We start from the raw sequence: 15253 nt of genomic DNA on the forward strand, positions 1-15253 counted from the left end.
AATGTTCTAAATAAGTGACATGCTCCCTTGATGATCCTTTGTCGTAGGTCAATCGAATAAGCAGCAGGCATTAATTTTTTTATTTATACTATTGTTCTAGCTTATCACCGTTTGGGGTCTACTCAAATGAAAACTTCTGTAACTGTGCCAAAACGCTGACGAGCATCAGATTCATTAACCGGATACCCTAGCCAGGTCTTTCCCGACAATTGATAAGCTAGTCGTAAACGCAACGGTTGGAGCAGTTGCCAATAGTCCTCAAGTTGAAACACATCTGGCTCTTCTATCACAGTTGCGACTTGATCGCTGACTGGCTGAAAAATACCCCATCCTTCAAACTTACGAGGCTTAGGGGAGAAGGTATAAATCATTCCAGCAACACGAGTTCTTACCCTTCCCCCACGTACACAGGGAGCGAGGAATTGATTTTCACTCAGTTGCGTTTCCTTTGCAGCAATTTGATTGATGAGGTCGAGGATATTTGCCATGATCCTGCTCGATTGTATTAATAATGTGCAAGTCGCCAGAGCAAAAGCGTTCGTCACTTAGAAGGAACTCCGCCGGTGAGTTACTACACACTCTTTAAATGATGGCTACTTCTAAGCCCACATTCCGGGTTCTTCGCGCCTTCCTCGCTTCACGCCCGTTACGTTAGAGTAACGGTACTATTCCTCTCGTACTATGTATGTAAGCTCTGGCTGTTAGGGCACACAAGTCGGTGAAATTTATAGAGGTGCGGATTCCAAACTTATAAGCCAAGTTTGATCCCAAGATTAGACTGGGTGACTGGATATACTGCTTCATCAGGAGTTATCAAGTCAGTCCAATTCTTAGAGGTGCAACTACTTATAGCTATCTAAACCTTGTCAAACATTATCCATTGTTTTATAATTAACTAAGTTAGTAACTTGTTTAACTTCGGAACACTACCGCCCAACGAAGAACTAAAAGCGAAGGCAGCTGGTCGTAAGTTAAGCGACGTAAAATAATGGACTGAGTGAAGTTACAGTGCGGTTTGAGAGTAGGCAGCAGAGCCTCCATTAATAAAATTAGCGCAATGCTTTTGGCATTGCTTTGTCGGCAACAACCATTAGTTTTCACGCTTTGCTATACCATCGTCTTATCTGCTTGTGAGTAGGTTTGTACAGGTTAAATGTTGCACTACTTATCATTTCGCACCGGTAGCGGTGTATCCAGAATCTCCATCAATAAGTCTAGCCGTGATGGACGAGTCATCAGTGGAACCAGGTTTGGTAGAGAATAGTAATCTCCAGCAAAGGTAAAGGTTTCTACTGGCACCTGTTGCTCCTTGAGTTTACTTTCCACCCAGTCGTAGGAGTAACCAACTCGGACAATAATCACATTGGGCATCAATCCCAATTCACGAGAGTAGGTCTTGTAAACCTTACCAAAGTAAGGTGCTGTGTTTTCACCTTCATCGGTAACCAAGATAATCTGGTCAACCGCCTGCTTCCGAGAACGCATTACTTCTAAAGCACAACCAATGCTAGTCCCACCCCCTGCCTTGATGTGCCTGAAGGCACGTTCCCAGTCACTCAACTTTTTTCCTTGAGCCTTAACTGGGTAAGGCATGGTATCGAAGGCATACACAAACAGCTCAGCTTCAGTAATACCAGAGATTAGGGCTGCCAGCCGCTTACCAACTTCAATGGCTTTGTCCATTGAACCGGACTTGTCCACTAGTAGAGCAGTGGGCTTGGTAATGGTACCTTTGCGCTTTACTTGCTCATTGGTAACTTGTTTTAACTTAGCAAGAGTTTGAGTATCTAACTGAGCAGCCTCAGCGGCAACTTGTGCCTTGAACGCAGAAACGCGATCGCTTGTCTGTGCCTGTTCTAGCTTTGCCTCAATCAACTCCTTGACCTGTGGGTGTTCCATCGCACCCCGCCCTTGGAGGGATTTGAGATTATTAATTACCTCTTGGGGTGTCATGGAATTAATTAGCGCCACCAAAACCGTAGGAGTGACAGAGCGCACAGCACCAATGGCGATGGTGTAGGGAATCTTATGTTCAACAATCAATTGCGCCTGTTCAGCAGCAGTTTCAGTTTTCGCTAACTGCTTCAGTATCCAAGCTAAAGAACCTTCTGGAGGATTGTCCTTAAATAATACAGCATCTGCTCTAGAGCTAGGCTTAATATGTAAACTAGCATAGAGATGCTTCATCGCCTTTCGACCCCGCAATGCTGCTCGGTCAAACAATGCTGGAGTTTTTTCCCGTGTTTTAAGGTAGCGCCGCACTGCTGTTCGAGCCGAACGAGGCACCTTATTGCGCTGCTGCTTCATGAAATCCACTACTCGTGCCACCTGGTATGGTGGGAATTTTTGCAGCATCACAAAGCCAGCATCTCGGTGTTCGGTCAAATTGCTAGTCAACAAATGACCTAGAAACACTTCTTTGTGGTCCCGGACATCCCCGTGACCCTCGTACCAAACGGCTAAGTGACCGTAAAAAATTGGGTCAAGTTCTACCATCAGTTGGTGCAATTCTGTCACTTGCTCCAGCTTACGATGGGGTGTAGTTAATAAACTGTTTAGTAATTCTAAACGCAGGTCACGCTCTTCAGTTTTCATAGGATTAACCTCCTATGCTCCTATGTAATTTCTGGACAAATCTATAAGTTATTTGATTGTTTGGTTGAAAGTTGGTTGAAGGTTGTTTGGTTGAAGGTTGAAGGTTGAAGGTTGTTTGGTTTACTAAAACCAACAAAAATGCCACCATTAATTAAATAATTTATCATCCCAATAATAATAAAATTAATGGTGGCTATTACTACCTCATTTAAATCATTAATCGTGAATAATAATCTAAATTAATTAACAATGATAAACTAATAATATCTGTAATTAATTTTAAATTATTCCTATAGCAAGCCTAAATTAATTGTCATAATTTTGAACCGAATTTATCTACTCCTTACTCCCTACTCCCTACTCTCTACTCCCTATTCCCTGTTTCCTTTGCTATAGAAGATTGAATCAATCCGCGCAAGTTCAGAAAGCCATTGTTTCACACACGGGATTTGAACCCGTATATACTTGAACAGAATCAAGTGCCTTACCATTTGGCGAGTATGAAAGCTTTCCGGGTCAGGGCGCGAAGGTGACTCAGTGAATTTTTAAAATTGTTTGGTTATGGCAGTGAAAACGATTAGAATTAGGGTCCCCGCGCAAGTCAATAAAGCTTTTAATAAAATGATGCTCTATCCATTTGAGCTACAGCGGCAAATAGCGCCACTGATAGGATTCGAACCTATAACCTTCCGATTCGTAGTCGGTAGTATGTAAGCTTCAGCGGTTAGGGCGCGGGGGTAAATTTGTAACACTTGCTTCTGTGCAAGTTAATACAAAATTGATAGGAACTTATAATAGTTTTTTAACCAGTACTTTTATCACTCTGTAGCATAATTTGGAAATTATTCCTAGAAGGTTGAATCAATCGCGCAAGTTCAGAAAGCCGTTGTTTCACACACGGGATTTGAACCCGCATATTCTCGATGATGAGTCAAGTGCCTTACCATTTGGCGAGTATGAAAGCTTTCCGGGTCAGGGCGCGAAGGTGACTCAGTTATTTTTTAAATTGTTTAGTTATGCCAGTAAAACCACTCTAATTGCACTAGAATTGGGGTGCCCGCGCAAGTCAATAAAGCTTTTAAGAAAATGATGCTCTATCCATTTGAGCTACAGCGGCAAATAGCGCCGCTGATAGGATTCGAACCTATAACCTTCCGATTAGTAGATCGGTAGTATGTAAGCTTCAGCAGTTAGGGCGCGGGGGGAAATTCCGAACAATTGCTCCTGTGCAAGTTAACAAAAGCTTTATAGCAACTTACGACCGTCCTCACCAAGCATGGCTTAGCAGTGGACACGCACGCCAAATCTCTGTAAGACAATGGCTTAGTGCTCGCGCTCCTCGGTTACCCGAGTTCGCTACCTTAGGATCGTTATCTGTGTGTAGGCTTCTTGAGATTAGGGCACAGGACAAAAGGTTTAACCTTTTAACACCTTTTAACCATAAACCTTTTAAGCACAAACCTTAACCATAAACCGCTTCAGGTCTTATAATCAGATTGCGGTTGGTACTGCGGTCAATGACATAAGAGGTCAAGCGCTCTGGGGCTACATCAAAGTACTTCGCGAGTTGCTGTTTAACAGCGGTATCGTTCATACTTTTGGCTATACCCAGCTGACCTTCAGCAATGTCGTAGGAACGACCTTCAAACCGAACATGAATCATTGGGCATCCCTCCTTGTAGCGTGATGTTTTCTCTTTGACCTTACTTTTATACTACATGCATATTACAAACGTGTCAAGTCCTTGGCAAAAAATTTTTTAGGACTTAGGCATAACTGGGATATTTGACTTATTTAACCCTTAAAAGCAGGCAGATTCATTAGACCTTATACTAGCGATTGAAATTAACTTTAAGCAAGCAATAGATGAGCAACTTTAAGGATTAAGTGGCACTAATCACAGGATCTTCCTCTGGCATTGGAGCAGCTCTTGCTCATGAATTAGCCCGTCAAGGAGCCAATGTGGTACTCCTAGCTCGGCGAGCAGAACGATTAGAAGCCATAGCTTCACAAATTGATCCCAACGGTCAACGTGTACTTGCTATGCCCTGTGATGTCACGAAGGATGGTGAGCTTGATCAAGCGGCAACCTTTGCCCGTAGTAAGTTTGGCAAAATTGATATCGTGGTTGCTAATGCTGGCTGGTGCAACATTTAACCTCTCTAAACCTACCCATCAGCAGGAATGATCTGTATAGCACCAGGTGAAAACCTGGTGGTTGTTGCCGACAAAGCGCGGATCATTATGTTCCGCGCGCCATTCCAATCCCAGATTAGCGATCGCACTCTTATACACACTTAACTCTTTTTGTCAATTTAGGGCGATCGCCTCTCTATGCACACTTGACTCTTTTTGTCAAGTTTTATGTTAAGAAAGATGTTTATAAAGCATAGCTTTTTTAAGGGGGGCTGGGGGGGATCATAATCTTGCGTAAAACTTTGAAAACACGCCCTAGTCTGTAATCGGGCAAGGGAAGCGTGCTTCTCTTGGGCAACCTTGGGCAAGATTTGGCCTGTACTGTGGTTGGTATAAACTGAACCAGTGAAATTTTGTAAGTAGCTATGACCCAGTCGATCCCAAGGATTGCCCTCGCAGAATTCCTCACTCAAGCCAATATTGAGGCTTCTCCGGCATGGGAATTAATTGATGGGCGAGCAGTCCAAAAACCAATGCCAACCCTCTTTCACTCGCGCCTACAACGCAATCTGGTTAATTACATTAATGATCGTACCAATGGATTTGAAGCGGTGCAGGAGCTACGCTGCATCATACCTCCCTACTCGCCAGTGCCAGATATTGCTATCGTTGCTTGCGATCATCTTCCTGATCAGGACGGACCCCTTGATGGAGCACCCGATTGGCTGATAGAAATTCGTTCCCCTGACCAAAGCACTTTAAACTTGCAAAACAAGATTCTGCATTGCCTCAGTAATGGAACACAATTAGCCTGGTTAATAGATTTCGCTCGTCAGCAGATTTGGGTCTGGCAGGGAGATGACCTACCCATAGTCTGTTCAGGAGAAGAAATTCTACCAAGCTTAGGCATTCTCCCCGAACTTACGGTCAACGGGGTAATGGCTATGACTCGCCGATCATAGCTCGTTGCTCCTGCCTTGATTTTATGCTATTTGTTGCCCGAGATCGATGATGTTGGGTTGAGCTTCGTGAAATCCAACCGACAAGATAATGCGTTCGCGAAGCGGTTCCGAAGGAACATCGCTTCATTCGATTTTAGCTTTGAGAAATATTCTTTCTCAACAATTTCTGAGCGGATAACATAGTCAAAAGAAGTGTATCCTTTAGCTTCTTTGAAACCCGCTAGATCGAGAAACCGATACCTTATACACTCATGCAGCAAGCCCTATCTAGATTCCGCCTTTCAAACTACCATATTCAAATGCGATCGCTTTTAGCGTGGCCTACGGCCAATCGCGTAGCGGCTCCAAAGGAGCATCGCTAATCATTTATTTTTGATAGTGAAATCTACAAGAAATAATTGTTAATTCTTCGTCATTAATTTCATAAACTAAACGATGTTCAGAATTTATCCGCCTTGACCAATATCCTGATAAATTTGCCTTGAGAGGCTCTGGTTTGCCAATGCCATCAAATGGATTTCTGATGATGTCTCTAACTAATAAGTTGACTCTTTTTAATAGCCTTTTATCATTATCTTGTAGCCAAATATAGTCAGACCAAGATGCTTCAGTAAAAGTTATTTTCATTCATCAATTAATTCTTTAATTAACTTTTTTCCTGATTTAGCTTGTTCAATTGATTTTAATAGATGTTCGGCATTAGTAGGATTGGATAATAAATATAGTGTTTCTTGCCAAGAGTTAAATTCATCTAAAGACATTAAAACAGCTTGTTTTCCTTGATCATTACATAAAATAGTTGGTTCGACGTCAAGAATGACCCGCTCAATTAGTTCATCTAATTGTTGTTTGGCTTGATTACTCGTAATTGCTTTCATTTTTAACTACTCAGAGTTGTATATACTATAAAGTAACATATACGATAGCACAGAGCTATAGATTCTCTTTGTGTCCTGGTGTGGCTCTGTGGTTCTTTCTTCTGAAATCCTAACATATTCCCGTAGTAGTGTAATTTCATGCCTTATTGTTTGTTTAGCATAATCAAAAGTTTTTCAGCTAATACCTGAACATAAGGTTCACTAAGCATGGTAGTATGGTTTCCAGGGACAACCTCAACCTCCACGGTTTGGCTAGAAAGCTGATTCCAACCCCAAGTTGGATCCCTGGGAATTTCACCAAGCATTCCCAATTCATCCTGATAAACTTCGCTGGTGCGGAACAGGGTAATCTCACCTTGATAGCCTTCTTGTGGGAGATAACTCATAAAAGCAAATTCGTCAGCTTTAATCGTTTGAACAATCCCACGCACTCGTTCAATTCCTGAATTAGGTGGCAACAGATTGACGGTTTCCATCTGTTGTTTGAGATAGTTTAATTGTGCTAATGGAGTAAGAGGTTTTAGGGATTCATAAGAAATCTCTAGATTTTTCCCAGATAACATTTCTAGGATATAGGCAATATTAGTCAACCATCGGGCATCATCCCAATCTAGCTGTTTTGGGGTGCTACCAGGAAGTGGGGCGGGAAGGTCAAATAGGGCGAGTAGGGCGACCGTTTCTCCCTTCTGTTGTAGCTGTTGTGCCATTTCAAAGGCAACCAGAACCCCAAAGGAATGACCGCCGAGGAAGTACGGACCAGAGGGTTGAATGGTTTGGATAGCTTTCAGGTAATAGGCAGCTATTTGTTCAACACTACTAAAGGGTTCCGACACCCCATCTAAGGATGGAGGTTGCAAAGCGTAAAAAGGTCGATCATTTCCCAGATGACGGGCGAGTTGGTGGAAGTAGACCACATTGCCACCGGAACCAGGCATACAGAAGAACGGTGGCTGGGAACCTTGGGGTTGAATGGCAACTAAGGGAGACCAAGAGTGAGTATCAGTTTGTTGGCGCAGTAGAATCGCTAATTGTTCTAGGGTAGCGCCTTGGAAAAGGGCGGCTAAAGATAGATTTTTGCGAAATTGTTTCTCAATCTCAGCCATTAAACGCACTGCTAAGATAGAATGACCACCCAAGTCAAAGAAGTTGTCTCGGACTCCGATGGGAGAAACACCGAGAATCTCTGACCAAATTTGAGCTAGTCGTAATTCCACCGAGTCGCGGGGGGCAACAAAACTGGTTTCACGAATTAAACTTGAAGCATCGGGAATAGGTAAACCACGACGGTTGACTTTGCCGTTAGGAGTTAGAGGCATTAATTCGAGAAAGACAAAAGCAACAGGAATCATGTAGTCGGGTAGCTTAGTCTTGAGGAAAAAACGCAAATCATTAATCGTAGTTTTTTCCTGATTGGTAATTAAATAAGCAACAAGTCGCTTTTCTCCTGGAATGTCTTCGCGGGCAATGACTACAGCTTCTCGCACGTTGGAATGTTGGGCAAGTACTGCTTCAATTTCTGAGAGTTCGATCCGGAAACCTCGAATTTTTACTTGATGATCAATACGCTGGGGGGGCGACGAAAATAGTTATAAAGCAGACAGGACAAGCGATTTAGCTCTCATTCCTCGTAAATAATACTTCCATTTATTACGATTAAGTCTCATTAATTCTCGTACTAAATTAATACACTCATCGCTAAAACTGACCCAATTTTGAGCATATAATCCTATATAAAAACTACTGTGTCGTCGTTGTGAACGGCCATCTTCTTTTACTCTGCCGATATATTTTTNTGCCTGGGGAGCCCTGGCTAAATGTTTGAGGATTTGTTCCTCTACATCCATTGCTGTGCCTACCTTGTAGAGTTTCTTTTTTTTCTTTCTCTACTTATTATAACCGGAGAGTGACAGAAGAGGGATATAGCATTTATCAATTGGGTGAGGTACTTTCGTCTGGGGTTTTAGGGAGCAGTGAGCAGGGAGCATGGAGTAGAGGTAAGAGTATGGGGAATAGGAAACCCAGGCGCGTTGAGGGGGGGGATTTGAAAAAATTTTGTGTACCTCATAAGTATGGAAAACGCTAGAGTGATGTCAAAACCCTGCTTCTGGTACAATGGTCAGCTAATTGAGGGCAACTCCCTGAGCCTGACCATTGATGAGCCAGGATTTATCTATGGCGCTACAGTTTTTACCACCCTACGAGTTTACCATCAGTCATTAGATCACCCACTAACCCATTGGACTAATCATTGCCATCGCCTCCAATCGAGTTTACAAGCATTTGGTTGGCAACAGCCGGATTGGGAGCAATTGCGCCAAGGAGCACAATCACTGATCACCCTTTACCCAGTGCTGAGAATTACCCTATTCCCCGATGGACGAGAATTGATTATGGGTCGTCCTCTGCCAGCCAATTTAGCTCAGTGGCAAGAACAAGGCATCACTGCTTGGGTAGCTGAGTCCTCTTCGGTAAAATTTCATCGCTGCTTACCCACTCACAAGACCGGGAATTATCTATCTCCATGGCTGGCGAAGCAAATGGCGCAAAATATGGGAGCACAGGAAGCAATTCTGGTAGATAATCACGGGAATTGGCTGGAAACTAGCACAGGTAACTTATGGGGATGGAGAGATGGTCAGTGGTGGACACCACCAGTGGAAGCTGGAATTTTACCAGGTGTGATGCGATCGCATTTAATTAAGTGGCTGACTTGCCAAAATCAGAGAGTTCGTGAGGAACCTTGGTCACCCGAGTTGGTAGGACAGTTGGATGCGATCGCATACACTAACTGCGTGGTGGAGGTTGTTCCCATTCACCGGGTCATTCAAGAAAATTCTGAACGAGTTTATGACCCACTACACCCAGTTTTCCAAGACTTACGTAAGTATTAACTATTAACTTTTAATTGACGAAAAAATTCGTACTCTGTTTATTGATCAGGGGTTGCCTTACATTAGCTGATAGCTCAATGCTGTTAGCGTAGCGTGCGCCTAGCGCATTAGCTGACTGCTTACCTTTAGTCTAAGCTTCAGACGTTCAAAGTAGTTGTTTTTACGGTATACACCCAATGATTATTATCAATAATTTAATTAGGTATGGATAAATCTACTTATCCTGCTATCTGTTGACCATTTTTTTGTAGCTAAAAAAATCTCTGCAATTACAATTACCAAGTTTTAAATTTGGTGCTTTCTGATTCAACCAATAGATTAGATTCGGTAAATTTCAGGATATAGCTATAGTAAAAATCCGTATTTATACGGTAAATTAATTTATCAAAATTGTGTAAATTCAATACATCTATTCAGAATTACAAGACAATTTTCGTAATAAATATATCGAAATGGCCCCTAGAGGGTCTGGGAGATAATATCTCGGTATGCCCTACTCAATGGTTTTTGTCTGGCTAAATTTTATCATAAAAACTGTTCCAATTAGCGATACAGATAGAGCAATGAGTGGTATCTATGACCTACAGTTAGTTGTTCTATCCATTGCTATCGCCTCGATTGTGACCTATAGGGTGCTGATTTTAGCTGGACAAGTAAAAACCTCACAAAAGCCTACCCGTAAAGGTTGGCTGATTGGTGGGGCAATGATCATGGGAGTTGGGATTTGGTCAATACACTTTTTGGGAATGCTAGCATTCCGGTTTCCGATCCCCATCACTTATGATACGCCCATGGTACTGCTTTCTTACTGGGTAGCAGTGCTAATCTCTGGTGCCGTACTCTATAGTGTCAGCCCCATCACCAACCTCAGACAGTTAATGGTGGGCAGTGTGGTAATGGGATTAGCGATCGCATCCGTACCCTACCTGCTGATCGCTGCCATGGGAATACCAGGGCTCATTCACTACAACCTCCTTTTAGTTGCCCTATCCGTTGTTATAGCCAGCTTGACATCCTTTTTCATCTTGTGGCTATCTTTTGATGTGGGGGTAGGAACCGGAAAATTCCTTCATGGGTGGAAGCTTTGCTGGGCAGTGCTCCTGGGATTAGCCATTACCGCTGTAAACTATACAACCATGATGGCAGCCAAGTTCACCGTTACTCCACCATTAGACACTGGGTTTTCTCCGACATTAAATACTTCGGTAGTAACAAGCACCATAGGGATAACTAACCTAATCATCTTCAGCCTCACCTTACTTGCCTCATATTACGAGCAGAAAACGAGTAAAGCACTGCAAGCTCTTAGACAAGAAGCATTGCAAGAGAGCGAAAGGCTATTCCGAACCGTGATTCGAGAAATGCAGGTCGGGGTATTGCTATTCGAGGCAAAAACCGAATTCATGCTCTTTAATCAAGCGGCTCTCGATATATTGGGCTTCACCGAAAGTGAATTGTTGGATAAAAGTCCTTTTGGTTCAGATTGGAATATCATTCACGAAGACACCACTCCATTCCCCACTGAAAGTCGTCCTATCCAACAGGCAATAAGCACCCGTAGACTGGTAAGAAACGTGGTAATGGGTGTCCATAATCAAGCTACTGAAGATTGGGTATGGTTACTAGTGAATGCCGATCCCCAGGTGGGGGTGGATGGATTAGTAGAGCAAGTCATTTGTACCTTTAGTGATATCACCAATCGCAAGCGAGCCGAGGAAGCGCTGCGACAAGCTGAAGCGAATTACCGTAGCATCTTTGAGAATTCAGTAGAGGGCATCTATCAGATTACACCGGATGGACGCTTTATTAGTGCCAATCCAGCCTTAGCGCGAATTTATGGCTATTCTTCTCCAGAAGAACTAGTGGAGTCGATTACGAACGTTTCAAAGCAAATTTACGTGGACACTGAGGCTCGTAACGAGTTTACTAACTTGCTAGCGGACAATGACGCTTTATCATCCATTGAGGCTCAGGCTTATCGCAAAGATGGTAGTGTAATCTCGATTTTGGAAAATGTGCGCCCTGTCCGAGACACTAATGGGAATTTGCTCTACTACGAAGGCTCTGTGGAAGACATTACCGAACGCAAGCGAGTTGAACTCGCCTTGCTGGAGAGAGAGGAGCAGTATCGGTCAGTGGTGGAAAATGTGCAAGAGGTTATTTTCCAAACCGATGGGGTTGGGGTATTGACCTTTCTCAATCCAACTTGGACAGAAATGACGGGCTTTTCTGTAGCAGATAGCATTGGTACTAACTTTATTGATTATCTCCATCCTGATGACCGTCAAACTAACATAGAACTGTTTCAATCTCTAATTACCCAAAAACAGGAGTATTATCAGCAGGAACTAAGGTATATTACCAAGGATGGCGGCTCGGGCTGGCTCGAAATTCATGCGCAATTAACCCTAGATCCTGACAGTAATATCACAGGTACCTCTGGTACTATCCGAGATATTACAAATCGTAAATTAACCGAGTCACATCTGAAAGAAAGTGAGAGACAACTGCGTCAAGTTATTGATTTAGTGCCTCATTTCATTTACGCCAAGAACCGAGATGGAGAGTTTCTTCTAGCCAACAAAGCAGTTGCGGAAGCTTATGGTACGACAGTAGATGATTTACTATACCATCGGGATGAAGATTTTGCTCAATCCTTCCTAAAATCCTTCGAGTTTAGAGAGGCGGATTTGCAGGTATTGGAGAGTGGAGAACCGACACACCTTCCAGAAGAGACGATCATCTATCCTGATGGAGAAAAGCTTATCATCCAAACTACCAAAATTCCCTTCTCCTTAGCAATTGCCCACATGCCAGCGGTATTAAGCGTATCGATTGATATATCTGAGCAAAAGCAAGCCGAGGAAGCATTACACCAGCAACTGACTCGTGTGATGCTACTCAAACAGGTGACCCAAGAAATCCGCCAAAGTTTAAAGACTAAACAAATTTTTCAGACCACCGCCACACAAATTGGTCAAGTGTTTCAGGTGAACCGTTGCACCATTCATACCTATGTTTCCCAACCTTATCCTCGCATTCCTACAGTTGCTGAGTATTTAGAAAAGGGTTATCTATCGATACTGGATTTAGAAATTCCGATTCTGGGGAATCCTCATTTAGAGCAGTTGTTAGTCCAAGACCGAGCCATCAGTTCCCCTAATGTTTACGAAGACCCCCTTCTGAAACCGATGATCCCAATAAGTCGGCAGATTGGAGTCAAATCCATGTTGGTAATTCGTACTTCCTATCAGGGGGAACCGAATGGTGTGATTGGAATACATCAGTGTGATGAATTTCGTCAGTGGAGTCTGGATGAAATTGAGTTACTCGAAGCCGTCGCTGACCAAGTAGGGATTGCTATTGCTCAGGCTCACCTGCTTGAGCAAGAAACCCGCCAACGAGAGCAATTGACTGAGCAAAATTTCGCCCTAGAGCAAGCTAGAAGAACTGCCGAAGCGGCCACTCAGGCAAAAAGCGAATTTCTGGCAACCATGAGCCATGAAATCCGCACTCCTATGAATGCCGTGATTGGCATGACGGGTTTGCTACTGGATACAGACCTAACCTCCCAGCAACGAGACTTTGTGGAAACTATCCGCAATAGTGGGGATAGTTTACTCACCATCATTAATGATATTCTCGATTTTTCAAAAATTGAATCTGGAAAGCTGGAGTTAGAAGAACAACCGTTTAATCTGATCACTTGCATTGAGGAATCCTTAGATTTGTTGGCGGCAAAAGCAGCTGAGAAAAAATTGGAGTTAGCCTATCTATTCCATCCCAACACTCCACCCATGATTGTGGGAGATGTGACTCGGCTGCGCCAAATTCTAGTCAATTTGTTGGGGAATGCGATTAAATTTACCCATATCGGGGAAGTGTTAGTTTCTGTAACTGCCCGAGAACTTAGCATAGGGGAATTGGTTGATGGCAAAGAAACAGAACACAGTAATACTGCTAACTACTCCTACCCGTTGGCCTCTGCTCCTGACTACGGAAAACATTACTCTTTGAGTTTCCCTACTCTAGCCAATGGAAAGGACTACACTCTACAAGGAGGATTTGACCAGACGGGCTATATCAACGGGGTCAGGGGAGCTAAAGGAACACAGAACAATACCAGAGACAACACGAGAGTATTTTCACCGCCTCACCCCCAGATTTCTTCCCGCAACCCTCACACTGCCAGATTTCGTTCCGCCTCTACTCAATCTTCGATCTACGAAATCCAATTTGTGGTCAAGGATACTGGGATTGGCATTCCTGAGGATCGGATCGACCGCCTCTTCCAGTCCTTCTCTCAGGTGGATTCCTCCACATCTCGCCAATATGGAGGCACAGGTCTTGGTTTGGCCATTTGTCAACGGCTCACCACCATGATGGGTGGGAAAATTTGGGTAGAAAGTCAAGTTGGTCAAGGCTCTAAATTTTATTTCACTGTATTGGCTAAACAGCCTGATCCGATCGAGGAACCTAAGCTGCCAGTATCTCAGCCATTGTTAGAAGGAAAGCGGCTGTTGATTGTAGATGATAGTGCGACCAACCGCACGATTATCTCCGAGCAAGCTAAGTCTTGGGGTATGCTTACCCAGACAGCAGCATCAGGTAGAGAAGCTCTCGATTGGCTCAGTCAGGGGGATAAATTTGACATTGCCATTCTGGATGGGTATATGCCTGAGATGGATGGTTTTACCCTAGCAACGAAAATCCGCCAGCAGTCTGAGGGTCAAGCCTTGCCCTTGGTAATGCTGAGCTCAATGAATCAATCAGATACAAAGCATCATCAGAGTCAGCTAGATATTGCAGCTGTCTTAAACAAGCCTATTAAGCAATCTCAGCTTCACGATGTTTTGACCCAGGTGATGAGCGGACAGCCGATCAAGATTAAGCGAACACCTGCTCAACACCTAAAACTTGACACCGAAATGGCTCAAAAGCATCCTTTGCGGATTTTGTTGGCTGAAGATAATATCGTTAACCAGCAGTTAGCCCTGCAATTGTTGAAACGGATGGGTTACCGGGCTGATGTCGCGGGGAATGGATTAGAAGTACTCCAAGCTCTTAGTCGTCAGCCCTATGACTTGGTTTTGATGGATGTCCAGATGCCGGAAATGGATGGCTTAACTGCGACGCAACGCATTTGTGAACAATGGCCAGCTCATTTACGCCCCTGGATTATTGCCATGACTGCTAATGCCATGGAAGGGGATCGAGAAATGTGCCTGAGTGCAGGAATGGATGATTACATTAGCAAGCCTATCCAGGTACCAGAGTTAGTCCGTGCCTTGAGTCAATGTCCGCACTATCGTCAACCTTCCAACCCAGTAGTAGCTGATCAAGCTGTTGACTTTTCGGTTTTGCAATCCTTGATCGACAGTATCGGAGAACGGGGGGCCGAATGCTTGCTTGGTTTGATTGAAATTTACTTAAAAGATACTCCGAGGTTAGTGCAAAACATGGCTCAAGCAATTAGTGAAGAAGAGCCAAAAGCCATGGAAATTGCGGCTCACACATTAAAGTCTAGTAGCGCTACCCTAGGGGGTATAAATCTCTCCAAACTGTGTCACGAACTGGAAAGTCTGGGCAGGTCGGAAACCATCACTGGAGCAGCGGAAATTTTTGCGCAGCTTGAGTCTGAATACCAACAACTCAGAGTAGGACTGACTAAGAGTGCTAAGAAAATTGAAGAACAATCCTTGAGTCCAGTGCTCTAATAGACCTCTTGCAAAAGTCTTTTTAGAATAGTGTTTGCGTCAATTATTGTCCACTGTTTCCTGTTACCATATCC

General features: G+C 43.6%; 10 protein-coding genes, 2 tRNA genes and 2 pseudogenes. 4 read left to right on the forward strand and 10 right to left on the reverse strand.

What is annotated here, in order from left to right:
• Positions 1 to 146: 146 nt before the first annotated feature.
• The 6 genes and pseudogenes from F6K63_RS01815 to F6K63_RS01840 all read right to left on the reverse strand — a co-directional run.
• Positions 147 to 488, reverse strand: a pseudogene (locus tag F6K63_RS01815) (hypothetical protein); the annotation flags it as partial.
• 673 nt (positions 489 to 1161) lie between these two features.
• Complete coding sequence (locus F6K63_RS01820; RefSeq protein ID WP_287294755.1) at positions 1162 to 2595, reverse strand: vWA domain-containing protein; 1434 nt, start codon at positions 2593 to 2595, stop codon at positions 1162 to 1164.
• Positions 2596 to 2636: 41 nt separating this feature from the next.
• On the reverse strand, positions 2637 to 2762 hold the full coding sequence (locus tag F6K63_RS01825; protein WP_008177514.1) for a hypothetical protein: 126 nt from the start codon (positions 2760 to 2762) through the stop codon (positions 2637 to 2639).
• A gap of 491 nt (positions 2763 to 3253) precedes the next feature.
• A tRNA-OTHER gene (locus tag F6K63_RS01830) sits at positions 3254 to 3319 on the reverse strand.
• Positions 3320 to 3484: 165 nt separating this feature from the next.
• Positions 3485 to 3556: transfer RNA gene (locus tag F6K63_RS01835), tRNA-Met, on the reverse strand.
• Between the two features lie 501 nt (positions 3557 to 4057).
• Positions 4058 to 4258, reverse strand: coding sequence for a hypothetical protein (locus F6K63_RS01840; protein WP_008177509.1), 201 nt, complete (start codon positions 4256 to 4258; stop codon positions 4058 to 4060).
• A gap of 224 nt (positions 4259 to 4482) precedes the next feature.
• Between F6K63_RS01840 and F6K63_RS01845 the strand changes: the two genes are divergently transcribed.
• Positions 4483 to 4752 carry an SDR family oxidoreductase gene (locus tag F6K63_RS01845; RefSeq protein ID WP_287294756.1) on the forward strand — a complete coding sequence of 90 codons (270 nt, stop codon included), beginning with the start codon at positions 4483 to 4485 and terminating at the stop codon, positions 4750 to 4752.
• Positions 4753 to 5156: 404 nt separating this feature from the next.
• A complete protein-coding gene (locus tag F6K63_RS01850) occupies positions 5157 to 5693 on the forward strand; it encodes a Uma2 family endonuclease (RefSeq protein WP_287267594.1) in 537 nt (178 codons plus the stop codon).
• A gap of 366 nt (positions 5694 to 6059) precedes the next feature.
• Here the strand turns inward: F6K63_RS01850 and F6K63_RS01855 are convergent, their stop codons facing one another.
• The 4 genes and pseudogenes from F6K63_RS01855 to F6K63_RS01870 form a co-directional block, all read right to left on the reverse strand.
• Positions 6060 to 6320: a Txe/YoeB family addiction module toxin gene (locus tag F6K63_RS01855; RefSeq protein WP_287310547.1), complete on the reverse strand. Its 261-nt coding sequence runs from the start codon at positions 6318 to 6320 to the stop codon at positions 6060 to 6062.
• Positions 6317 to 6571, reverse strand: a complete 255-nt coding sequence (locus F6K63_RS01860; RefSeq protein WP_071106573.1) for a type II toxin-antitoxin system Phd/YefM family antitoxin — start codon at positions 6569 to 6571, stop codon at positions 6317 to 6319. Before F6K63_RS01860 ends, F6K63_RS01855 begins: the two co-directional genes overlap by 4 nt.
• Before the next feature lie 143 nt (positions 6572 to 6714).
• Positions 6715 to 8133 carry a thioesterase domain-containing protein gene (locus F6K63_RS01865; RefSeq protein ID WP_353812837.1) on the reverse strand — a complete coding sequence of 473 codons (1419 nt, stop codon included), beginning with the start codon at positions 8131 to 8133 and terminating at the stop codon, positions 6715 to 6717.
• 24 nt (positions 8134 to 8157) lie between these two features.
• Positions 8158 to 8361 (reverse strand): annotated as a pseudogene (locus tag F6K63_RS01870) (IS4 family transposase); the annotation flags it as partial.
• Positions 8362 to 8640: 279 nt separating this feature from the next.
• Here F6K63_RS01870 and F6K63_RS01875 point away from each other — a divergent pair.
• Positions 8641 to 9462 (forward strand): aminotransferase class IV, encoded by an 822-nt coding sequence (locus F6K63_RS01875; protein ID WP_009149041.1) that lies wholly within the window; start codon positions 8641 to 8643, stop codon positions 9460 to 9462.
• A gap of 488 nt (positions 9463 to 9950) precedes the next feature.
• On the forward strand, positions 9951 to 15179 hold the full coding sequence (locus F6K63_RS01880) for a PAS domain S-box protein (RefSeq protein WP_287310550.1): 5229 nt from the start codon (positions 9951 to 9953) through the stop codon (positions 15177 to 15179).
• Positions 15180 to 15253: the final 74 nt, after the last annotated feature.

Source organism: Moorena sp. SIO1G6 (assembly GCF_010672795.1).
In the GTDB taxonomy this organism is placed as follows: Bacteria; Cyanobacteriota; Cyanobacteriia; order Cyanobacteriales; family Coleofasciculaceae; genus Moorena; species Moorena producens.